General features: G+C 35.2%; 28 protein-coding genes and 1 pseudogene. 8 read left to right on the forward strand and 21 right to left on the reverse strand.

Annotation, left to right across the window (positions count from 1 at the left end; all coding sequences use genetic code 11):
* Positions 1-9 precede the first annotated feature (9 nt).
* The 7 genes from cysI to T479_RS17710 all read right to left on the reverse strand — a co-directional run bounded on the left by cysI (position 10) and on the right by T479_RS17710 (position 7,630).
* Positions 10-1,731: an assimilatory sulfite reductase (NADPH) hemoprotein subunit gene (gene cysI / locus T479_RS17685; RefSeq protein WP_024364858.1), complete on the reverse strand. Its 1,722-nt coding sequence runs from the start codon at positions 1,729-1,731 to the stop codon at positions 10-12.
* 16 nt (positions 1,732-1,747) lie between these two features.
* Positions 1,748-3,532, reverse strand: a complete 1,785-nt coding sequence (locus T479_RS17690; RefSeq protein WP_025220387.1) for an assimilatory sulfite reductase (NADPH) flavoprotein subunit — start codon at positions 3,530-3,532, stop codon at positions 1,748-1,750.
* A gap of 28 nt (positions 3,533-3,560) precedes the next feature.
* A complete protein-coding gene (locus tag T479_RS23355) occupies positions 3,561-3,722 on the reverse strand; it encodes a YezD family protein (RefSeq protein WP_227665373.1) in 162 nt (53 codons plus the stop codon).
* Entirely contained in the window at positions 3,710-4,459 is a 750-nt protein-coding gene (locus tag T479_RS17695; protein WP_025220388.1) for a sirohydrochlorin chelatase, read from the reverse strand. Before T479_RS17695 ends, T479_RS23355 begins: the two co-directional genes overlap by 13 nt.
* A 12-nt stretch (positions 4,460-4,471) precedes the next feature.
* Entirely contained in the window at positions 4,472-5,248 is a 777-nt protein-coding gene (gene cobA / locus T479_RS17700; protein ID WP_025220389.1) for a uroporphyrinogen-III C-methyltransferase, read from the reverse strand.
* A 598-nt stretch (positions 5,249-5,846) separates the two neighbouring features.
* Positions 5,847-6,056, reverse strand: a complete 210-nt coding sequence (locus T479_RS17705) for a hypothetical protein (protein ID WP_024364854.1) — start codon at positions 6,054-6,056, stop codon at positions 5,847-5,849.
* A 65-nt stretch (positions 6,057-6,121) separates the two neighbouring features.
* Positions 6,122-7,630, reverse strand: coding sequence for a leucyl aminopeptidase (locus T479_RS17710; protein WP_025220390.1), 1,509 nt, complete (start codon positions 7,628-7,630; stop codon positions 6,122-6,124).
* Positions 7,631-7,754: 124 nt separating this feature from the next.
* Here T479_RS17710 and T479_RS17715 point away from each other — a divergent pair, with 124 nt between their 5' ends.
* On the forward strand, positions 7,755-8,237 hold the full coding sequence (locus T479_RS17715) for a divergent PAP2 family protein (protein ID WP_036205676.1): 483 nt from the start codon (positions 7,755-7,757) through the stop codon (positions 8,235-8,237).
* Positions 8,238-8,300: 63 nt separating this feature from the next.
* Here T479_RS17715 and T479_RS17720 read toward each other — a convergent pair whose 3' ends face one another.
* From T479_RS17720 to T479_RS17730, 3 genes are all read right to left on the reverse strand, one after another.
* A complete protein-coding gene (locus tag T479_RS17720; RefSeq protein WP_024364851.1) occupies positions 8,301-8,630 on the reverse strand; it encodes a YuiB family protein in 330 nt (109 codons plus the stop codon).
* Positions 8,631-8,770: 140 nt separating this feature from the next.
* Complete coding sequence (locus T479_RS17725; protein ID WP_024364850.1) at positions 8,771-9,268, reverse strand: NUDIX hydrolase; 498 nt, start codon at positions 9,266-9,268, stop codon at positions 8,771-8,773.
* A 134-nt stretch (positions 9,269-9,402) separates the two neighbouring features.
* On the reverse strand, positions 9,403-9,861 hold the full coding sequence (locus T479_RS17730; protein WP_337982688.1) for a MarR family winged helix-turn-helix transcriptional regulator: 459 nt from the start codon (positions 9,859-9,861) through the stop codon (positions 9,403-9,405).
* A 135-nt stretch (positions 9,862-9,996) separates the two neighbouring features.
* On the opposite strand from T479_RS17730, the gene T479_RS17735 reads away from it, so the two are divergent.
* Complete coding sequence (locus T479_RS17735; protein WP_024364848.1) at positions 9,997-10,488, forward strand: CarD family transcriptional regulator; 492 nt, start codon at positions 9,997-9,999, stop codon at positions 10,486-10,488.
* A gap of 272 nt (positions 10,489-10,760) precedes the next feature.
* Positions 10,761-11,324 carry a hypothetical protein gene (locus tag T479_RS17740; RefSeq protein WP_025220392.1) on the forward strand — a complete coding sequence of 188 codons (564 nt, stop codon included), beginning with the start codon at positions 10,761-10,763 and terminating at the stop codon, positions 11,322-11,324.
* Between the two features lie 295 nt (positions 11,325-11,619).
* Here T479_RS17740 and T479_RS17745 read toward each other — a convergent pair whose 3' ends face one another.
* Positions 11,620-12,705: an SH3 domain-containing protein gene (locus T479_RS17745; protein WP_024364846.1), complete on the reverse strand. Its 1,086-nt coding sequence runs from the start codon at positions 12,703-12,705 to the stop codon at positions 11,620-11,622.
* Positions 12,706-13,059: 354 nt separating this feature from the next.
* Between T479_RS17745 and T479_RS17750 the strand changes: the two genes are divergently transcribed.
* The gene (locus T479_RS17750) at positions 13,060-13,458 is read left to right on the forward strand and encodes a hypothetical protein (protein ID WP_025220393.1); all 399 of its coding nucleotides are present in this window, start codon (positions 13,060-13,062) and stop codon (positions 13,456-13,458) included.
* 95 nt (positions 13,459-13,553) lie between these two features.
* Positions 13,554-13,898: a hypothetical protein gene (locus tag T479_RS17755; RefSeq protein WP_025220394.1), complete on the forward strand. Its 345-nt coding sequence runs from the start codon at positions 13,554-13,556 to the stop codon at positions 13,896-13,898.
* 32 nt (positions 13,899-13,930) lie between these two features.
* Here T479_RS17755 and T479_RS24220 read toward each other — a convergent pair whose 3' ends face one another.
* From T479_RS24220 to T479_RS17780, 8 genes and pseudogenes are all read right to left on the reverse strand, one after another.
* Positions 13,931-14,062: a hypothetical protein gene (locus T479_RS24220; protein WP_265101550.1), complete on the reverse strand. Its 132-nt coding sequence runs from the start codon at positions 14,060-14,062 to the stop codon at positions 13,931-13,933.
* A gap of 155 nt (positions 14,063-14,217) precedes the next feature.
* Positions 14,218-14,328 (reverse strand): annotated as a pseudogene (locus T479_RS24115) (iron-sulfur cluster assembly accessory protein); the annotation flags it as partial.
* Between the two features lie 501 nt (positions 14,329-14,829).
* On the reverse strand, positions 14,830-15,393 hold the full coding sequence (locus T479_RS17760) for a hypothetical protein (protein WP_025220395.1): 564 nt from the start codon (positions 15,391-15,393) through the stop codon (positions 14,830-14,832).
* A gap of 78 nt (positions 15,394-15,471) precedes the next feature.
* Positions 15,472-17,265, reverse strand: coding sequence for a hypothetical protein (locus T479_RS22975; protein ID WP_025220396.1), 1,794 nt, complete (start codon positions 17,263-17,265; stop codon positions 15,472-15,474).
* Positions 17,266-17,486: 221 nt separating this feature from the next.
* Positions 17,487-18,017 (reverse strand): hypothetical protein, encoded by a 531-nt coding sequence (locus tag T479_RS17770; protein ID WP_025220397.1) that lies wholly within the window; start codon positions 18,015-18,017, stop codon positions 17,487-17,489.
* Positions 18,018-18,454: 437 nt separating this feature from the next.
* A complete protein-coding gene (locus T479_RS24120; protein WP_227665374.1) occupies positions 18,455-18,946 on the reverse strand; it encodes a tyrosine-type recombinase/integrase in 492 nt (163 codons plus the stop codon).
* Between the two features lie 18 nt (positions 18,947-18,964).
* Entirely contained in the window at positions 18,965-19,285 is a 321-nt protein-coding gene (locus T479_RS24125) for a site-specific integrase (RefSeq protein ID WP_227665375.1), read from the reverse strand.
* Positions 19,286-19,440: 155 nt separating this feature from the next.
* The gene (locus T479_RS17780) at positions 19,441-19,815 is read right to left on the reverse strand and encodes a HesB/IscA family protein (RefSeq protein ID WP_024364843.1); all 375 of its coding nucleotides are present in this window, start codon (positions 19,813-19,815) and stop codon (positions 19,441-19,443) included.
* Between the two features lie 182 nt (positions 19,816-19,997).
* Between T479_RS17780 and T479_RS17785 the strand changes: the two genes are divergently transcribed.
* Entirely contained in the window at positions 19,998-20,690 is a 693-nt protein-coding gene (locus T479_RS17785) for a DUF2225 domain-containing protein (RefSeq protein WP_025220398.1), read from the forward strand.
* Positions 20,691-20,739: 49 nt separating this feature from the next.
* Here the strand turns inward: T479_RS17785 and T479_RS17790 are convergent, their stop codons facing one another.
* Complete coding sequence (locus T479_RS17790) at positions 20,740-20,976, reverse strand: NifU family protein (protein ID WP_024364841.1); 237 nt, start codon at positions 20,974-20,976, stop codon at positions 20,740-20,742.
* 84 nt (positions 20,977-21,060) lie between these two features.
* Between T479_RS17790 and T479_RS17795 the strand changes: the two genes are divergently transcribed.
* Positions 21,061-21,396, forward strand: coding sequence for a YuzD family protein (locus T479_RS17795; protein WP_025220399.1), 336 nt, complete (start codon positions 21,061-21,063; stop codon positions 21,394-21,396).
* Between the two features lie 89 nt (positions 21,397-21,485).
* Here T479_RS17795 and T479_RS17800 read toward each other — a convergent pair whose 3' ends face one another.
* Positions 21,486-22,553 carry an NAD(P)/FAD-dependent oxidoreductase gene (locus tag T479_RS17800; protein ID WP_024364839.1) on the reverse strand — a complete coding sequence of 356 codons (1,068 nt, stop codon included), beginning with the start codon at positions 22,551-22,553 and terminating at the stop codon, positions 21,486-21,488.
* A 385-nt stretch (positions 22,554-22,938) separates the two neighbouring features.
* Here T479_RS17800 and T479_RS17805 point away from each other — a divergent pair, with 385 nt between their 5' ends.
* The gene (locus T479_RS17805; protein ID WP_024364838.1) at positions 22,939-23,175 is read left to right on the forward strand and encodes a YuzB family protein; all 237 of its coding nucleotides are present in this window, start codon (positions 22,939-22,941) and stop codon (positions 23,173-23,175) included.
* Positions 23,176-23,270 lie beyond the last annotated feature (95 nt).

Raw genomic sequence — 23,270 nt, forward strand, 5'->3', positions numbered from 1 at the left:
ACCCTCCTTTTACTCCTTATGAAATTCTCGACCATCAAAGACGGCTGTTACATAACCTGCACGAATTACAAAATCCCCGAAATGCTCGCCCTCTAAACGATCTTTTGCATAGTGCAGCAAAATTGGACGTAGTTCGGCTAAAATTTCTTCTTCCCCAATATTTTCGCGATAAATTTTATTTAAACGATTACCTGTAAAGCTTGCGCCAAGATACATGTTATATTTTCCTGGACCTTTGCCGATAAAGCCGATTTCACCCATTGCAGCGCGTGAGCACCCATTTGGGCAACCCGACATACGAATAACAATTTCCGTATCATGTAAACCCGCTTCATCGATAATCGTATCAATTTTCGTAATGAGTGAAGGCAAATAACGTTCTGCCTCTGCCATTGCTAAACCGCAAGTAGGCAACGACACACAAGCAATGGAATTACGGCGCAGCGCTGAATAGTGGGCCCCGTCTGTTAACTTATACTGCTCAATAAGCGCAGCAATGATTTCCTTTTGCTGTTGCGATACATTGCCAATCATTAAGTTTTGATTTGGTGTTAATCGGAAATCTCCGGTATGCACTTTGGCAATTTCTCGTAAACCTGTTAACAGCTCATAATCCTCAAAATCTTTAATGCGCCCATTTTGAATAAATAGCGTATAATGCCATTTACCATTTGCACCTTTAATCCATCCAAATTCATCGCCCGTTCGGTCAAATGTAAATGGACGCTCCGCTTGTATTTCCCACCCTAGCCGACGATGTAATTCTGCTTTAAACCAGTCGAGTCCACGTGCATCAATTGTATATTTAAAACGGGCATTTTTACGAATTGAACGATTACCATAATCACGTTGTATCGTAATAATTTTCTCTGCCGTCTCAAGTAATTTATCAGGTGTTATAAAGCCAATCATACGCGCAAGCTGTGGATACGTTTCATGATCACCATGTGTCATCCCCATACCACCACCAACTGCTACGTTAAAACCTACAAGCTCATCATCTTCAACGATTGCAATAAAGCCAATATCTTGTGAGTAAACATCGACATCATTGCTCGGTGGAATCGCAATACCAATTTTAAATTTACGAGGCAAATATTGTGCACCGTAAATTGGCTCGATTTCTTCTTCTTGGCTATCCACTACTTTTTCGCCATCTAGCCATAACTCGTGATAGGCACGTGTTCTTGGCAATAAATGCTCACTTAACTTTGCTGACCAATTGTAAATTTCCTCGTGTAATGCTGATTGATTGGGATTGACATTACACATTACATTACGGTTGACATCCCCACATGCAGCAAGAGAATCTAAAAGTACTTCATTTATTTCTTGCATATATTTTTTGACATTCCATTTTAAAATCCCGTGCACTTGGAATGCCTGGCGTGTTGTTAATTTTAATGATCCATTGCCATATTTTCTTGCCATCTCATCCATAACAAGCCACTGTGCAGGTGTTGCCGCACCACCAGGTGTACGTACACGCACCATAAACTGATACGCGGGCTCTAATTTTTGACGTTGCCGTTCATTTCTTAAATCTCGATCATCCTGTAAATAACTGCCATGAAATTTCATTAAGCGATTATCATCTTCAGGAATACCTGAACTTAAAGGTTCGTTCATTGTTCTTTCTAATGTTCCACGTAAGTAATTACTATCGCTTTTAATACGCTCAACATCGCTTGGTGTTCCAGGTTGTGGGGGTAAAATAATTTTTCCAGTCATTTATCTCGCTCCTTTACTAATAAACATCACGTTGGTAGCGCTTCTGCTGTTTCAAATCATTGATATACGCTTTCGCTTCCTCAGGCGTTTTATGCCCTTGCTGCTCAATAATGCGACAGATTGTTTGATCAACATCAGCAGCCATCGATTTTTCATCACCACAAACGTAAATAACAGCCCCTTGCTCAAGCCATTCATAAAATACTTGTGCCTTTTCGTGAATTTTATGTTGGACGTATACTTTTTTATCTGTATCACGTGAGAAAGCAACATCCATTTGAGCTAATGTGCCTGAAGCAAGCCAACGCTGCCAATCTGTTTGATAAAGGAAATCGGTGACAAAATGTTGATCGCCAAAAATCAGCCAAGTATCCCCTGTTATTCCTAATTCCTCTCGCTGCTCTAAAAAAGCACGATACGGCGCAACACCTGTGCCTGCACCAATCATAATAATTGGTGTATCTGCTTGTTCTGGCAATCTAAAGTTTGGATTTTTATGGACATAAATCGGTAATGTATCGCCCACTTGAATTCGCTCTGCAATACTGCCCGAACACACGCCCAAACGCTTTCGACCATTCGTTTCATAACTCACTTTAGCAATTGTTAAATGGACTTCATCACTATTGGCCAATTGGCTACTAGCAATGGAATACAATCTCGCTGGAATTTTACGAAGAAGGGCTACAAACTGTTGTGCATCCCAAGTAAAAGGAGCAAAATCTTCAACGACATCAAGTAAATCTCTTCCTCTTGCGTAATCCTTCCATGCTGTAGCACTTTCACATAGCTCTGCCAATGCTTTATGCACCGTAAAAGCACTAATTTTTTGTAAAAGAGGCTTCGATAACACTGTAATTTCTAACTTTTTTTGAAGAGCCTCTTTTAATTGCATGGATTCCTCAAACACCGTTACTTCTGTTTGAGGATGAAACTGCAAGGCTGTGATTAATGCATCTACTAAAGATTCATCATTTTCTGGCAAAATACCAATGCTATCTCCAGGCTCAAAATGTAAATTTGCACCTTCAATGGACAACTCAATATGACGTGTTTCCTTATTCGAGCCACGCCCATTTAAATTGATATTTTCCAGTACTTCGGCATAATACGGATGTTTGCGAGAATATGTAGCTTCTTCTTCTAATAATGGCGTTGCATGCGAGACAATCGCTGTATCGCTTTGCTGTAATAATGCCTGTTGAACAGCTGTAAACCATTCGGCTGCTGGTTCATCGTAATCAACATCACAGTCTCTACGTGGAACGATACGTTTCGCGCCTAACTTTTCAAATTGTGCGTCAAAATCCTGCCCAGTTTTACAGAAGAATTCATATGAGCTATCTCCTAATGCCAAAACAGAAAAGTGCAGATGTTCTAATTTAGGCGCACGCTTACTGTGCAAAAATTCATAGAATTGAATTGCTTGGTCGGGTGGTTCCCCTTCACCATGCGTACTCACTACGAGCAAAAGATTCGTTATTTTCTTCAAATTATTTGGCTTAAACTTTGCTAAAGATGTGACAGTCACCTCAATATCATTTGCTTTTAACGCAGCTGCAAATTTTTCAGCGAGTCCTTGGCTATTTCCAGTTTGTGAGCCATATAATAGCGTCACCGTTTTCGTCTCGGGTACTACCGACAATACTGCTTCTTCTACAACGGTATCTACTGTTGTTAGTGGAGCACTTAAGTAACCATTCAACCATATTTTTTGTTCTCCAGTTAATTTAGGTAGAAGTTCATTTAATAGCTTCACCTGTTCCTCATTAAAAGGACTGTTAATTACTTGCAGTTTCAACTAAGCCACCTCACGTATCATTATTAAATTATCTAAGACGTATTTTTTCTTTCTTTTCAATTTGTACAACGTAAAAGTTTTGAACAGTTAATGTAATCGAGCCATGGTTAACTGTATTTAAAATTTGTCGGACATTATCTAATGCTAGATTTATATTTTCTTTTCTTTTATCTACCATTACGAAAAACACCCTTCCTCCAAATAATTTCGTTTTATTAAGTCCATAATACGTTCCACTAATACTTTTCTTACATTATCGTCATAGCCCAAGCTATTACATAAAATCATGTTATTTACCTCATATCCTTGTAAACGTTTGGCTATACTTTGACGTAAAATGCCTGTAAACAATAAATACGGCACAATAAATACCTGCTCATTGTCTTGTTTTCTTTGTGCTAACCATTCCTCCAAATTAGGACCCGCTCCGTATAAAAAGCACGTATCGACCTTTCCATAACCATATTTATGGCGTAATCTTAATGCGATTTTTGTTAAATCCTCTCTTACTGCTGGATCACTACTGCCACGTCCAATCAGTAATACACTTGCATTGTTAAAATGGAGCTGTGTTTCTAAAATTCGTTTTTGAAGTGTATCAATTAATAGTTCATGTACGCCGAGTGGTTCACCGTATGTAAAATGTACTGTTGGATATTGCTTTTGTGCTTTGTCAATTTCCTTGGGAATATCATGCTTGGCATGCTGAGCGGCTAACAACAAAATTGGCATAATCGCAATGTCCGTTGCTCCTTGGCGGAAGCAGTTTTCTATACCTTGTGCAATAGTCGGCTCGGCTAGTTCCAAAAAACAAATTTCTTGTATTGGTAATGCAATGTCCTGTTGCACGCGTTGTAGAAATGCAACTGCTTGCTCTACACCAGCTTTCACACGACTGCCATGTGCTACATATAAAATCGCTTGCATCAAAACACTTCCTTATACTGACATCTCTTTGAAAGGCATTTGTGGACAAACTTCCTCAAACCATTGGATTTTTTCCCTTAATGTCACCACCTTACCAATTACAATCATGCTCGGATTTTGAATTTCTTCTTGCTGTACGACATCCACAATAGTTGCCAATGTACCTATCACCGTTTTTTGTTGTGCACACGTTCCCCAATGAATAAGTGCGACAGGCGTTTGCGCATCACGTCCATATTGCAGTAACTGCTGTTGAATATAAGGCAAATTGCCAACGCCCATATAAATCGCAAGGGTATCGATTCCTTTAGCAAGACTTTCCCATTGAATACCATCATCTTTTCCTTCTCGCATATGCCCTGTGACCATTGCAAAGCTTGAACTCAAATCTCGATGTGTAACAGGAATTCCCGCATAGGCAGGTGCAGCTATACCAGATGTAATACCAGGTACGACCTCAAATGGTATATGGTGTTGTGCAAGTACTTCAGCTTCCTCCGCACCTCTACCAAAAACGAAAGGGTCACCTCCTTTTAACCTTGTGACAATAAAACCTTGTTGTGCATAGCTTACAAGCGAATGATTAATATGATCTTGAATCATGGCATGCCGATTTGGTAACTTACCGCAAAATATTAACTTGGCACCCTTTTTCGCATAGGCTAATAAATCCTTATTGACCAGTCTGTCATATAAAATGACATCCGCTTGTTCAATGCAGCGCAATCCACGCACGGTAATCAAATCAACATCTCCAGGACCCGCTCCTACTATGAACACTTTTCCCATGTCGTTGCACTCCTTTCATTCGATAAAAAAAGAGACTCATACTATCCATAGACACAGTCCTGCCTTTGGATAATAAGAGCCTCTAGTTTGCTAGTCAGCTTTTATTTTTAATTCTTAGTAATATAATAAGAATAATAAATAATTTAGTATATTCTGTCAACAGTTGTTTTATTCATTTTAAAAGTTAAACGACGAAACCAATCATTTTAAATTTTCAATACGAAAAAAATGAGACTGGGACATAACTTAAAAAATTGAGGAAAGGTGTTCATAAATTTTTGCTATACGGAGAACTTAGCTATTTTTACTTTTGCAATAAATAAAAATTTAGAAGGGTTCACTAGTTGTTGGTAGGAAGGGGTGACTCCTGCTCAGAACGTACACAACGTAAGACGCTGGCATTCCTCGCGTTAGCGAGGGTTACGGCTTACTGTGCTGAGTGAAAAGCACCGCGCCGAAGCGGACAACAACGGCGCAGCAAAAAAGGTGTTAGATTGACTGCCATCAATCTAACACCTTTTCTCCTTTGTCCCAGCCTCACCTTTTTTTACTTTTTAATGAGCCCATTGTTAAACTTCTGGCACTCGTTTAATTCACATTAATATGGTCTACGATACCTCGGGTATGGTCTACCTGGCGGGTAAAATGGACCTGGTGGGTATGGACGATAATTTGGATAATTAGGATAGTTTGGATATTGGTTAAATTGTGATCCAAGTAGACCGCCTAAAAATCCTCCAAAAAATGGTGCGCCAATTGGCCAAAAGAAGCCACCGAAGCCTCCTGGATATCCTCCGAAATTCCGCATATGCTACCTCCCTTTTTCTCTATCGTATGAAGGGAGGTACATATACCGCAAGTCCTTTGCCTACTCTATTTCTCTTCACCTAAACGTTGCACAAAGTTTGCTAGTGTTCGCACCATGACACCTGTACCGCCTTTTGGTCCTAAATCATGTGCAGAGACTGCATCCGATGTACCTGCAATATCTAAATGAATCCATGGTAAATCCCCAACAAACTCACCTACGAAGCCACCTCCGAAAATCATATGGCCATCGCGACCAGGAGAGTTGTTTAAATCGGCAATATCTGATTTCCGAATTCGCTTTTTATCACTTTCTGTTAACGGCATACGCCATACAAACTCATCTGTCTCTTGTGCTGCCTCCATAAAACTCGCATAGAATGCATCGTTATTAGAAAGTGCACCCGTTTTATCTAAACCAAGAGCTGTAATAACACCACCAGTTAAAGTGGCAACGTCGATTAGCGCAGTTGCACCTTGTTGTTTAGCATATGTAGTAGCATCTGCCAGTACTAAACGACCTTCAGCATCAGTATTTAAAATTTCAACCGTTTTACCGCTATACGTTGTAATCACATCATCAGGTTTAAAGGCTGTGTCCGAAACCATATTGTCCGTAGAACCAATAACTGCTACAACGTTTTTATTAGGGCGTAATTCACCAATAATTTTCATAGCGCCAAGCACAGCTGCTGCACCACCCATATCACCCTTCATTCCAACCATTGAATCTTTAGGTTTTAGAGAATAGCCCCCTGTATCATACGTTACACCTTTACCAACAAGCCCAATCGGATCAGTGAAATCTTCTGTTGCTTTATACTTTAAAGTGATAAGGCGAGGTTCCTCAAATGAGCCTTGATTTACACTTAAAATACCACCCATTCCCAGTTCCTCTAGTTGGGCTTTATCTAAAATTTCCACTTCAAAATCATAGTCCATAGCAAGGGACTGTGCATAATTTGCTAAGTCTGTCGCTGTTAATAAATTTGGTGGAAGATTAATTAAGCTACGTGCTTCATTTACGGCATCTGCATAAATAATTCCGACCTCGAAGCTCGCTACAACATTATCTAAATCTTCAGCAGTAGTCACGAAATGTACAGCTTCCATGCGCTTATCTACTTCATTTGAAGTTGTTTTATAGTGCGGAATTGTATAATAACCTAGCGTTGTGCCCTCACCTGCTAAAAATGCAACATCATCTACCGTTATTGTTTCTGTTGTAAATGATTCTAGCCAAATCGAATACTCTTTCACTTTTAAAGCATTTAGCTCTTTGCCGACTAAACCAAAGGCTGCACGTAAATCACCTTCCGTTAAGTTTTTACGTTCATCTAAGCCAACAAACAAAATTCGTTTTAGATGGGCATGCTCCTTCATAAATGGCAATTTCGTAATGGCTTTTAGTTCAGTTGAAACATCACCTGCACTAAGCCACCCATTCAGAGACTCTCCGTAAAAAGTCGAAAAACTTGCCCAATCTTGCATTTGTTCACGATGTTTTGTGACCCCCACCACTAATACTTCTGTAGAAATCGTTTCAAATGTTTTTGCTTCTTTAACAATATGCATAAATATTCCTCCATTCAATATTTCTATTATACCTAACTTTCAGAAATGCACGTAATATTTAGCTATTTCTTCTTTTAGAAAATAATGAATGTTATAATAAAGGCAATTACAAGTGAAGGTTGTGATGAATATGTCGATACTTCAAAATACTCCTCTACTCGTCGCCCTCTTTTCCGTTCTCTTTGCACAGTTTGTAAAAATCCCCATTCATTTTTTAATGACCAAACAATTAAAGTGGGGACTGTTCACATCCACTGGAGGAATGCCTAGCTCACACTCCGCTTCTGTTACAGGGTTAACAACGTCCATCGCTTATGAAACAGGCTTAGATTCTCCCATTTTTGCCATAGCGGCTATGTTTTCTTTTATTGTCATGTATGATGCAAGTGGTGTTCGATACCAGGCAGGGCAACATGCTGTAGTCTTAAATCAGTTGCGCAAAGATTTTCAAACATTGTTACGTGATATAAAGGATTGGCCACAAATGGATGGGCAAGAAAAAATGGAAGAATTAAAAACCTTGCTTGGGCATAAGCGAAGTGAGGTATTTTTCGGAGCATTGACTGGCATTTTTATCGCCATCATAGCCTATCAATTTATTCAATAAAAAAAGAGTTGGTTCACATCCTCGAACCAGCTCCTTTCACAATTACATTGTCTCTTGTTAAGACTAAAACATTCGATATCCACTTTTACGTAAATAAATCATTACAATTCCTGCTACAATCGCTCCTGCAAAGCCGCCAGATAAAATAGCAATATCTACTGTTTGAAGTGCTTGCAATTTCTCCAACAGCGCAGGGAAAGCTGAACCAGGTTTAAAAATATAATCTAAAAAGCTTACTTCATCGACAATAAAAACAACAACAATTGGATATACAATTGCCATTAACCATGTCATTCGCAGTAACATATTCAATAAGAATCCGATACCAAAAAACATGACGAAAAATAACACAATTGAAATGATTAACTGTACTAATGAAACTGAACCACCCATGTATGTATAACCTCCGTTTTCCTCTCATTAGTTTACATGATTATGAGAGTGCTTTCAATGAACATATCCTTCATTTCGCATGTTCGTCATATTTTAGTAAATCGTCAACTTTCAGTAAATGTAGCTAGCTGTTCCTTGCATTATTTTTTAAAAAACAAACGGTAAGAGGTGTAACCGAATACCTCTCCTGGATTGATACCTTCAATGGCATCTAATTGATGCTGTTCAAACTGATTAGAAACCATTTCCTTTAACATGACCGATGTCATTTCATCCTGTGCCAATTCCCATGGATATAACCATTTTGCCTCTAACAATTCATTTTCTTGAATACAAAGCTGTTGTCGCTCGTCTTTCATCTTACAATAAAAAATAGCCATATTATCACTAACTTCACCGTGAATAACACCTGTACGGAAACCTATTAAGCCCGAAACATAGCAATCTAACCCTGTTTCTTCTTTTAATTCCCGAACAATCGCCTCATCCACTGTTTCACCTGCATTCACAAAACCTGCTGGTAATGACCAGCGCCCCTTTAAACCACTATAAGCCTTTTTGACAACAAGCCATTGTCCAAGCTCATTGACAGTACAACCAGCGACTCCTAACCAAACTTTGCCTCGATCTTTTTTCATATCCATTCACCTCTATGTCCATATTATAGCGTTAAGCTTTCTATAGTTAGAAGTTTTAATTATAGAAAAAAGACGATATCTTTGCAGACAGAAGCTTTAAACTCAAGCACACGCATCCTGCGCAAAAGAAATATTCAGAATTGTTTCGGTGACTGGCACTCCATCCAATTAAGTTGTAAGATGTTTTTTAATTTTGCTACTTGCTCTTCTCCGATAGTACGAACCAATTGCTGTTCAATTTCTGCTTTATTCCGTTCATTTTGCTCATAGCACAGTTCACCGAAGTTCGTCATCCGTATTACTTTGTGCTTTTTACTATTCTCAGCGTTGCTCACTTCCACCAAACCTTTAGCTGCTAAACTTTTAATAAATTTATGAGTGGCTTGGCGAGAAAAATCCACAACTTTTGTTACTTCTGAAATAGTCGGTTGGTTTTTATAAATTTTGCTTAAAATATGCCATTCTGAGTTGGATATATGGACTGTATTATGTTTATTCCATTTCTCTTCAGCAAGTCGGCGAAGTATTTCATGACGTTCGCTCAACAAATCAATGACATCTCGATTTTGCAATTCGTCCTTCAACTCGTTCACCTTCATTCCCTAATTTTCGTAATTACTATACAAAAAAACGAAGTCATCGTCAACTAAGTTGACAAAAGTTCTTTTATTGTTTACAATTAATTTAGTCAACTAAGTTGACAATAATGTTTGATGGAGGGATTATACATGTATAATGTTGGCGATGTAGTCATTTATTCATCACATGGACTTTGTTCAGTTGAAGATATTTGTGAACAAACCTTTAGCGACATTACTAAAACTTACTACGTTTTACAACCACTAAACGATTCAAAATTAACGATACGTACTCCTATTGATAATGCAAAAAAACAGCTTAGAGATGTTATTCAAAAAGAAGAAGCCATTCGAATTTTACAATCCTTCACGTCTCCTGGTGTGGAATGGATTGAACAAAACACACATCGTATGAGATTTCACGTAGAAATTATTAAAACCGGCGATCGACAAAAGCAAGCTAACCTCTTAAATACACTGCTACGCAAAAAGATTGAATATGAAGCGAACGAAAAAAAATTCCCAAATCAAGAAGAAAAATTATTGCACTCTTTACAAGAAATTATATTTTCGGAATTCTCCATTGCACTCGATAAACCTTCAGAAGAAATTTATGATTATGTAGTAGCGAAACTTAGCTAACCATCTTTTACCGGTACATAAAGAAGCCGCAAATATCTCTATCTAAAGATATATCGCAGCTTCTTTCTTATTGTACGAATATCCCCTTTCACCAAAATCAAAGTAAACTTATCTACAACACCATGCTCACCCTATGCCCCTAAATATTTACATAACCATTTATTTATTATTACTTTTATATGTTATTATTTGTAATAGATATGTTTTAGTTAACAAATAAGCAACAATACTAAAATTATTTATCATAAATAAAATCGGGAGTAGGGCAATTAATGGGGTTCTTTAATAGATTTTTTAAAAAAGTTGAAGAGGTTAATAAAGCAGAAGCTGATATTTCTGAACTTGAGTCTGCGTTTTCTTTACCGTCACCATTAGATGAGGCAAATGACTTTTGGAAGGAAATTGCGCAAAATATTATCGTAAACGCAGTGAAGGCGACTGACAACACAGTAGAACGTGCCTTTATTTTAATAGATATGGGTCAACAGCCATCTTTCCATATTTTTTACCAAATTGATGGGCATCTATTGAAGTGGTATGAGCTTGAAAATCCTACTATTATAGAAAAAATTCAAAATGAGTTACTACCTCAAGCTTCTAACGTTTCTAAAGCAGTAAATGATCAATTTATTCAAGTGAACCATCCTAAAATTTCTTTTGCTGAACTGCAATTTGAATGGGCAACAGGAGCTTGGTTTTCTCATATTATCTGGGAAGATAATGACGATATCAATCTCAAAGCAGAAGAAATTTCAAGTCAATGGTTCAATACTTTGAGCGAGGAAATAAAAAATAAACCATTAGATAGTGATGCTAAACTTTCATGGTATCCTTAACATCTTAATAGGATAGTCTATTTTTCAAAGAAATACTTTTGTGAAGGCTTGTGCGTTTGAACGACTTTTCAGCACAAGTCTTTTTATTCTGCTTTCTCAATCGCTATTGGAGGTTTACATTACAACAATGTGAGGTTTTTTTATAAATACCCCCCGATCACTAACACTGAATATTCATTCTCCATTGCAATTTTCACCTTCTTTAAAACCATACAAAAAAGCCTTGTAAATTCATTATGCTTTTGCAAGCACCAACTTAAAAGGCTTTATATCTATATTACTAATTATATGAATTTTATTTACGATAATATATTAATTTTGCCGTTGTATAAAGATAGTTATCGTGCACTGTTAGCAATGCCTTGTAACCACTCTTTTCCCAAGTAGTATATAGACTATTATATTTTTCATATGTGAATTGATAGTCATTACCAAATTCTGCAACACCCTTTCTATGCAGAATATCATGTAAAACAGACATTTCATCCCATGTATGATAACTATTTTGATCTGGATAGAAATCATAGCTAATATACTCTAATTGTCCACCTATAAAAATGTATGTTAACTCTGCAAAATAGCCATATTTTTTCGTCTCATAAATTAAATAAGTTTCTCTATCGTCTTGAATTTTTTGAATAAACGTTGATTTTTCATTTCTCTCTACATCACGAATAGACAATTTAAAGTTAATATTATTGAAAGGTACAACAGGTTTCTTTGTCGATAAAAATGAATCGACTACATACCCTTTAACATTCCCAGCAGTTACATAAGACCACCCTACTAATGTAGAATGTACTGTTACTTGTGTACCATTGCTTAATGAACCTACTGAAGCTCCAGATTGACTGGCAATATTGCGAACAACAACCCCACTACTTGTATTTACATACTTAGTCGATGTTTTAGTCTTTCCCATAAAATCGGATTTAACATAGCCTATCACATTACCATACTGCACATAGGACCATCCATTCCCTACCGAGCCATAATCTTCAACGACCATATTGTACTTCAATGTCGCTAATGTGGCTGCTGATAGCGATGGCGTAGATTTTACAACAAGACCACTTTTAGAATTTGCAATTTTTATTGTTGAAGGTGGAACGCTTAAAAATGAAGTATTAACGTAGCCCTTAACATCACCAGCTTGAATGTGAGACCAACCATTAGAAGTAGAAAACTCTATTACAAATTGGTTCTTATCTAGATTACCAACCGAATTGGCTGTATCACTCGGCGACTCTCTGACAATTAAGCTGGAGCCACTCACAACTTTCACTGTTCGGTAGTCTGCTGCTTCGGCTACTTGGTGCTGAAAAGTAAATAACATGATGAGTACAAAGGCTGCAACAAACCATTTCTTAAGTATATTCAATCAAATGACCTCCTTTTAATCTTCACTATTCTACCATTTTTACTATTGACTGTATATATTTCCATAATAAATTTTACCTATTTTTAAAGCTAAATATAAATGAATAAACAAGAAATGCAATCCGCTTTCATTGCTTCGATTCAAATGTGCACAACCTCGATATACTTTGTAAATGAATATCAAGGCATTCTAGAAAATACCTTAGTCTTTCTATGTGTATATCTTTACTCACTTTTATCAATTCAATAAGGTAAGATATTATGTTTAAATTGAAACTTTCGCCAATATATATCGTTAAACTTAATATTGATATTTTTTCAAAATATGTAATTTATTTATAAAGGAGGAGTATAAGTGTTAAAAAAAGCTATGCTTTCAGGAATGGTTTTTAGTTCAATTTTGTTAGTTGGCTGCAATAAAGAGGAAATTATAGATATTACGGAAAACAAGGAAAATGATGCAAATGTAATGTCAGAATCAAAAGAATTAAATTTAATTTCAGAATTTAAAACAGAAATAATGGCATCTATTACAGAACAAACGGAATTGGATAGTGAGTCAATAGAAGGAATAATGGTAAGTGGTAGTCCCGTTAAAGGAATTATTGATATATCAATAAGCTTTCCAAAGAATACAAAAGTTGATGATAAGATGATTAAACAAATAATTAAAGATTCTATAAAGAAAGTATCTGAAACAGAAAACATCACAATTAGCGAAGAAAATATAACAATAAAAATTGAGAAACTCTAACGGAGAAGTTCTAAGTTGCTTTATAAAATTGTGTAAGGAAAAATGATAAAGAAATATATTATTGGTTCAAACTACATTCAAATGGAGGTTTTTATATGAAAGGAAAGTTAGTCTTCACTATTGGTTTAACAGGCGTTTTAGCATTGACAATTGGTTTTGCAAAAGACAATATAGGATCAGCTAAAGAACAAACAGATATTACTACGGTTATAACAAAAGAAGAACAAAAAATGGTAGAAAATATGTCCGTTAAAGAAGGATTTGTACCGCAAGAAAATGGAACAGGTTTCTTTTTTATTAAAGGGGAGCCAGCTGAAAAAAAGGATGTTACCGCTGTAATTACAGCACATGAACAAAACACTATAGAAAAAATGTCCATTGAAGAAGGATTTATACCACAAGAAAATGGAACAGGTTTCTTTTTTATAAAAGAAAAATAAGATTGGGTTCCTGTTATTAAGAAGGAACACTCTTACGCAGTTACTATAATAAGAATAGGAAGCCCCTTTGCATTTTTAGCAGAATCCATAAGGTCAATTGATTGTTCAAAGTTTTTGGATATTCTTTCTACATTGTGTTTGTTTACTCTTTTTAAACCATACAAAAAAGCCTCCTCAATTTGTGATGCTTTCCGCAACAGACAAATCAAAAAGGCTTGGTATTCACAGCCCTAACGACGCTAATTTAGGGTTGTGTTTACTTATAATCGGGAATGTATAGACTTATACAACCCTTCTTCAACATTTATATCACGTTTAATTATTCACAAACTTCAGGCGTACCTTCACGTTTTGCCGCTTTAAAGCTTGTGCCGCAGCCGCAAGATGCGATGGCATTTGGGTTGTCGATGGTGAAGCCACCACCCATAAGTTAATTACCTTAAATGTTTTTATATCAACGTTTGTTTATGCTTTGATGGATTGTAAATCACAGAGTGGATTGTGTATCCCATGCCTCTATGATTGTGCATATCGCTGATTCGATTGTACCCCAAGTAACGTGGAAAAACCATTACTAAATGTGATTAGTCTTTCGTTAGAAACTTAAATTCGTGTGGATGATTCAGGTCACATCAATACAAGGAGACACCCTACCTCAATATCGGAAACTACGCCCCCCTTCCATTAGGTCATAACAAACTCCTCAAGCATCCACTGTTTCACCACACTCACAATAAGGGTCATATATTCCAACAGCTTCACAGATGCTATGTAAGACTTACCTGAACTACATCTTAATATTGTTATTTTGTCTTACACAAAGACTAATATCAAAATAAAAAACGAGATAAACCCTTATTTTACCCCGCTCCTCTATAAACTACGCAAGTTCTTATCTAATTACCTTGAAATTTGATATATTAATAATAATTCAATCATATTTCTCTATTAATGAAATAATAGATATTAAGTATCCACTTATTTTTTCAAACTCTTTAGAGTCTTGTTTAACATCCTCAATACTTTTGATACCATGAAAAAACTTATTTCTCATTCTTTTAGCAATATAAAACAAAAAAATAATTTTCGACTGTATCCTTGTCTTATCCATCGATTCTGCGAAAGTTTTAAAATACCCTTTCGCTCTTTGTGTCATTGCATCATTTTGATTAAATACAAGATTCAAAAATACTTCTTTATCTTTATCGTATTTCTGATAAAAATGATTAAATGATTTATTGATATTATCAATTAACCCATTACTTATATTATTATTAGAATTTTTGTCTTCGATAACTAATGAAAATTTATCTGTTTTAATATCTAAACTATTTACCCATACTTCAAAATCACTAATATGCATATTATTAGACTTGAAAATACTACCTCTAGAATGATTTTCAAATAAACTCCATATAAATGTAAAATTTTTCGCTTTTTCAAGCCCACTATTTTGTGCATTATAAGTTTGTAGTACCCACTCAGTAATACTCATTAAATAACCCACTTCCTACTAATATCTATGATTTATATGAATATTCTACTATATTAAGGAATAATTTTATCTTTATATTTATTTCTCTAATATTTTTAATATATCTACCTTTTTCAAACCTCTTAATAGAATATTCAATTCTTTTTCATGATAATTTCTTATATTTTCAAATTCTTCTGCAACTTGCTCTAAATCAATATCGGAATATCTACCTCCCGCTACCTCTCTTAAAAAACTCTCCATTACATTTGGTAATAAAACTACTAAATTTTCATTTATTTTTTTTAATAATTCATCAATGTGCACTTTTACAATTTCTAATTCCGAAGTGTTTTGCAAGAGTATTAATGCCTTTATTTTCTTAACCAATATATGTGGCATATAGATACTATCTAACTTTAACTCTTTATTTTTTAAAAGCTCAAAGTTTTCTTTAGAAGGTTGTATTAAGTCAATAGGGTTTTCAACAGTTGAATAATTAATAAGTGAAGTAATTTCTTCTTCTAAATTAAACTTTATGGCTGTATATCTCTCTACAATTTTTTTAATAGAACTTTCATCAGAAAAAATATATCCGTAACTTTTTAAAATACTAATAGCATTAAATATAGATAGCTCATAATAATTAATGTTAATTCCCTCTTTTAGTATCATCAATAATGATTCTTGCATTGGATTTCCAATAGATTTTATATAGGGATTTTCACCTCTTCTAAATTCGAAGTTTTCAATATTATCAATAATAAATTCACCATTAGTCTTATCAAGCCACACCTCCACTAACCCCAAAAATTCTTTTATACAAGCACTAAATTCTATATAATATATTTCATTGAGATAAACGCTTTCTAATGCTCTATCTACTTTTGAAGTTTCTTGTATATCTCCAAAGTCTACTACCATTCCTTTTTCACCATCAATTTTCCTTAACAATAAATAACCTTCTTTGTTTGTAGGATTTAAAGATTTCGAATCAAGTAAATAATACTCTGAATTGACTTTAGATGTATGTATAAATAAATTTGGGTGCGTTCTTAAAGAAATAAACTTATTATATTTTTTTATCCATTTAATAATGTTTGCAATAATAATTCCAAGTTCTTTTTTAAAATACATAGAAGATACGAAATCCTTAAATATTAATGTAAGTTCCTCTTCTATTTCTCGAAAATTTTTGTGGACTTGAAAACCAATAAATTCTTTATTCAAAAGTAAATTTTGCATATCAGATTCACTTAAATTTAATAGCCTAGTTATACGATTAAGATTATTCCCTTCGGAATTATAGCCATATACTATATTGGCTATACTTTTGAGAACAGTAAGTAACTGTGTATCTATCTTAACTTTGAAAAAATCATTAATATCATCATCTAATAATCCACTAAAAAACAATTCTTCGACTGTCGCAGATATTATTTTTGCTAATTCACTTCTAACTTCACCTTTAACACGATTATTTAAACTGTACGTTATAATCCTTCTAAATTTAATGTCAAACGGTAAGTCCTCTATACTACCATAATCTAGATTAAAAAAGCATAATACATTATTCCATCCAAGAGATTTAGCCGCATATCCTAATTCTAACAATACATTAGGATTAGGTGTTTTTCTTTCTTTGCTATTTGAGTTAATTATTGAAACATCTGCGATAAATAATTTACTAGAATCAATTTTTTTAAATAAAGTATCAACAATATCCGGTGTTCCAATTACCCCCTTTGTATCTCTTTCTATACTCATTTCTAAATGTAAATCTTTAGAATTTCTAATATTTCTTATAGCATTTTTTATACACTGTTCTATAAATCCTCTATTCGAAGAATTAGGGAGATTTGATTGCCATGAATAAAATATTGTGTTTTTCAATAAAAAATAACCTCCTCTATCAGCTAAAACGTTATACAAGTATTAACATAGCTCCTTTTAGCTAATAGTCATTTTGCGAGATATTCAACTACTGAATAGTCTTTATTTATATTAGTAATTGATTTGCTCGCTAATTAACTAAGCACATGAGATTAATTAGAAAATAATTTTCTCTTTCTTTTGCTGTAAGTGCCTAACTATTTCTAAAGAGCATTTAACAATCATGATTCTATATGGAACAGCCTCTTTGCTTCTTTCCTAAACTCTTCTTCCGAAAATTTTTGCAAAATTAAATCTGCTAATTTGGTTTCAGTCATATCTTCTAACTCGTCTTCATCTTGTCCCATAATTTTTAAAAACGTTATAGGAACAATTTTATTTTTAAAACGAATTAGTTGTACAAGAGTTATTGGATTTAATTCATCATATAACTTTCCAAGCTCTTCTACTTCTTCTACCGTATACTCTCCATAAGCATTTTCCATTGCGTAAAGTATCTCATCTAACATTCGGAAGTTTGTTGACGGTGCTTTCAAATAAATTGTCTTTATATACGATTGAACTAACTCATAAAAGTATTCACTGTCAGCCATACCTCGTCCAAAACTACTTTGTAAATAGCTTAACGCATAACGAATTAACTCTGAGTTACCAACTTCCTTATCTTTAAATAAGTTCTTTTTTAAATATTCCATACTCTCAAGTGTTGCATCATCCAATCTAAAACTGATTGTTTTCGGTGTATTTTCCATACTAATATCATCTCCAATTCAATTGTAATACAATAATTAATACAATTAAAGTAATACATAATTAATTGTTTATTACCATATTACAAAAAAATCTTTTTGTCAAATCAATACTAGTGGAATATGAGAAATTTTTAAATTACACAAAAAGACCATCTACATCATAGAATCAAGTTACCTTGAAGCTATAACATAGACAGCCAATCAAACTAAAGGCTCTCCCTCAAATCCTTAGCTACCCCCTCTAGCTCCTTTAATCTTATTGCTTTTTATTCAACATATTCATCACAGGTGAATAACTATCATGCGTCTTTCGTAAATCGTCTGTATCCATTTGGAAGTATCTTCTAAATTGTCCTAATATCGCTCCAACCACCCATCTTTTGAAGTGTAAAAGAATCACATCCATTAAGTGTCATATTCTTTGCCCATGTATGACGCTAAACGTGAGCAGTAACCTTTTTGCCCTTGATCCCTGCTTTATCAGCATAATATTTTAAACGCTTATTGAAATGATTTTGCCCTAAAGGCTCTCCCCATTGTGATAGAAAACTTCTGTCGGTTGTGAAATGCTTCTTATTTTCACCAATAAGCTGCATGAGGAGCTTTACTGAATGACCTGACATTGGTACAATACGAGGCTTGCGATTCTTATTTACCTCAGCTTTTAGCGTTATGAAGCGTGTCTGAAAGTCTATATCAGCCACTCGTAGGCTCAATAACTCATTTGCTCTAAGTCCACAATCTAATAAAAGTGTCATAGCAACATAATCACGAAAGCCAACGTAATCACGCTTCTCAGGCTGTTTGAAAAGCTCCTTCACTCCTTCATCGGTAAAGCAATTTGTCAGGTCTATATCTTGCTTTATCAGCCTTACAGACGCCATAGGATTAAACGCTATTAATCCCTCACGCTCTAAATGGGTGTACATTGCTTTATATACTCGTAATCAAATGTTGATTGTTGTATCAGCCAATCCTAACCCTTGTTCTTCCTTTATAAATTTATGCCCTTCATACTTTTTCGCATCATACTTAAGGTGGTTAATATAATCACGGAAAATCTGTGGTGCTAGTTCATCAACTGTCTCAATCCCATAGGTCTGCTCCAACCATTTAACAAAGTAGCTCCAATCTTTACGATAATCTTTTAATGTTCTTGGTCGAAGCCCCTTTGCATTTTTAGCAGAATCCATAAGGTCAATTGATTGTTCAAAGTTTTTGGATATTCTTTCTACATTGTGTTTGTTTACTCTTTTTAAACCATACAAAAAAGCCTCCTCAATTTGTGATGCTTTCCGCAACAGACAAATCAAAAAGGCTTGGTATTCACAGCCCTAACGACGCTAATTTAGGGTTGTGTTTACTTATAATCGGGAATGTATAGACTTATACAACCCTTCTTCAACATTTATATCACGTTTAATTATTCACAAACTTCAGGCGTACCTTCACGTTTTGCCGCTTTAAAGCTTGTGCCGCAGCCGCAAGATGCGATGGCATTTGGGTTGTCGATGGTGAAGCCACCACCCATTAACGATTGTTTATAGTCAATTTTTGTTCCCATTAAAATAGGCGCATCTTCGCGGGAAACAAGAATCGTTAAACCATGTTGTACATCTTCAAAATCGTCTTCTTTTTTCTCTTTATCGAAATGCATGCCATACGATAGACCACTACATCCGCCACCATTAACAGCTACGCGTAAAAAAGAACCTTGCTCCTCATTATGCTCCATCATTTCATTAATATGAAATGCAGCCGCTTCAGTCACGTCTATTACTTGTTTTAAACTTGTCATCCCAATCACCTTCCTTCTTACTTATCATATCAATTTTGACTATTGTATGACAAACATTCAGCTTGAAGTAGATTATTAGCAAAATTCCCGATATTTTCACTTAATTAGTATTTTTTATTCATGTGTTAAATGCATCTATTGGTATAATAGTTATAATTACATCGATGAAAGAGGTATATATTATGGAGATTTCACCGTATTATGAAAAAAAAATTCAATGTCTTAATTGTAAAAAAGAATTTCCAACATTAAAAGTACGCTCTAAATTCATAAAAGTGGATCATACGGAAACCGATTTTCAGCCGATTTATGCTGACGATGTCAATGCTCTTTACTACAATGTTTTTGTTTGTGAGCATTGTGGCTTCTCCTTTACAGAGGACTTTACAAAATATTTTGCGCCTGGCGTACAAGATGAGATAAAGACACAAATTACAGAAAAATGGATTCACCATGATTTTAAAGGTGAACGTACGGTCTTCCAAGCGATTCAAGCCTATAAATTAGCATTTTTATGCGCTACGATTAAAAAAGAAAAATTCGTTGCTACTGCTGGTCTAACTTTACGTCTTGCGTGGTTATATCGTTCATTAAAAAATGAAGGTCAAGAGCAGCGTTTTATGAAAATGTCCCGAGATCTTTATATGGATTCCTATTCAAATGAGGATTACAGCACAACTCAAATGTCTGATGTACGCATTATGTATATGATTGCCGAGCTATCACGACGTATCGGTGATATCGAAAATGCGACACGCTTCTTTTCTAAGGTTATTGAGAAACAAAGTATTGGTGGCGAAGCAAAAATTATCGATATGGCAAAGGAACAATGGACACTGATTCGCGAAGAAAAAGAAAAATCTCGACAAGCGTAAATTAAAAAAGTTCTAGCCAAAATTAGCTAGAACTTTTTGTACGTAAATGTTAGAAAACTTGTTCTACTTCAATAATCCCTGGTACTTCTTCTAATAAAGCACGTTCAATACCTGCTTTTAATGTAATCGTAGAACTAGGGCAACTACCACATGCACCTAATAAACGTAATTTTACAACGCCATCTTCTACATCTACTAATTCACAGTCTCCACCGTCACGTAATAAGAATGGACGTAATTTATCTAATACTTCTTGAACTTGGTCGTTAATTGTTGCTTCTGCCATTTGTCTCGACTCCTTTCCTTATAATGATTATAATGTTAGCAACAGAAAAAATCCAATATAGAATCACAAGGGAGAATAAATACTATGGGTCAAACAAAACCAATTATCGAAATTTATGGCACTGCGGTCATCTGTGCTAGCTGTGTCAATGCACCATCTTCTAAGGATACATATGAGTGGTTGCAAGCCGCTATTGATCGTAAATATCCAGACCAAGCTTATGCTATTCGTTATGTCGATATTGAAGGTCCAATTGAGAATGAACGTGATTTAGATTATGCTAGACGTATTCAAGAAGATGAATTTTTCTATCCACTCGTGCTCATCAATGATGAAGTAGTAGGAGAAGGGTATGTCCAATTAAAGCCGGTCTTTAATGCCCTTGAAAACCTTGGCTTTACACCAGACGAAACCGTTTAATAATACATGAAAGGGATTGTTCACAAGTTTACCTTTGAGCAATCCCTTTTATTATTTACTAGTATGCTCAAAAGAATATGAGCAACGCATTAATCATTTTGGTATTTGTACATCCATAGTAATCCAGATTTCATTAAACGTGCAATACGACCAGTAACAGTTGTATCCGCTAAGTAAGCAAAGCCTTGTTTTTTACCTAATGATCCCATGAAACCTTTTAGTTTAATATCAGGCATTTTTTCTGGTAAACGCTCACCCTTCCAACGCATACGTAATACTTTTACGATATGCTCCGCCTGCTCCTCCGCTAATTGTGCACTAGGAGAAAAGTCAGAAGAAGCGCAGTCACCAACAACATAGACGTGCTCATCATCCAACACATTAAAGTATTGCGTGACAATCGGACGACCTTGACGATCTTTTTCAACATCCATTTCACGCACAAGTTTAACAGGCTGCACACCTGCAGTCCAAACTACTGCATCTAGTGGTATTTCCTCTTCATGGTTAAAAATTTTCCCTGGTTCTACTTTTGTAATATTAGAATTTGCAATAACATCTACATTATGTTTCGTAAACCAATCTTTCACATATTTACTAAGCTTCTCTGGGAAGTCTTTTAAAATACGTGAACCTCGGTCAAACAATTTTACTTTTAAATCAGCACGGCTTTCTCGTAGCTCACTCGCCAACTCAATACCGCTTAAACCAGCACCAACAATGCCGACAGTTGAGCCTGCTGGTAAACCACATAACGCTTGGAATGTTGCACGTGATTTTGCCATCGTCTGAATGCTGTATGTGTACTCTTCTGCACCTGGTACACCATGGTATTTGTCCTCACAGCCTAGACCAATAACTAAATCATCATATTCAATACGTTGCCCATCCTCTAGAATGACTACTTTTTCAGCACGGTTAATCCCAACGGCTTCACCATACACAGCCGTTAAACGCTCGTGCTCTGGGAAACTTACACGAATTTCTTTATCTGTTGAAGTCCCTGCTGCTAATGCATAAAATTCTGTTTTTAAACTATGGAAAGGCGCTCTATCTACTAACACGATTTCCGTGTCCAAAGGTAAGTTGTTTGGTAAAAGTCGAAGCATGACACGCATATTGCCGTAGCCGCCACCTAAAAGTACTAATTTCCCCATAATAGTCTCCTTTAATGTATCTAATTATAATTGTTCACAAAGTATCCACAAATGAGTATAACCGATTGTGAGAAGTTTCACAATATAAGATTGCATTTTTGTGAAAGATTTCACAATATCGATTACTTCTTTGCATTTTCACACAACAATTATGCCAAAGTCAATTACATTTCGGCAGAATTTGTGCCCCGTAATAAATAAGCCGACTCGAAAAGTTTAACTTAAAATTGGTGACATCCAAAAGTATCTTGCAATAATTTGCATCCCCACTACAAATAAACGGTTAGTCAGCATTCATATAAACTGGAACGACTTTAACTCAATCAATTTAAATCATTGACGAACGTTTCAAAAGCTAGTAGCATATCAAGGGTGAGGTGAACATATGAATCCAATGGTTGAATTTTGTGTAAGTAATTTAGCAAATGGCTCACAAAAAACTTATGAAATACTCGAACGCGATCCAAATATCGATGTTTTGGAATATGGCTGCCTTAGCTACTGTACAAAGTGTTCTGAATCTTTTTACGCGATTGTCAATGGTGAATTAGTAGAAGCTGCTTCACCAGAGGAGCTCACAAAAGCTATATATCAATTTATTGATGAAAATCCATTATGGTAATTGTAAAACATGGATACCATCAATATATTTTAAAAAAAGTTTGAGTCCTAACAAAATAAAGTTACACATATGAAAAGGATGTTATACCAAAATCG

This window comes from Lysinibacillus sphaericus, from assembly GCF_000600105.1.
Classification (GTDB): Bacteria; Bacillota; Bacilli; order Bacillales_A; family Planococcaceae; genus Lysinibacillus; species Lysinibacillus sphaericus.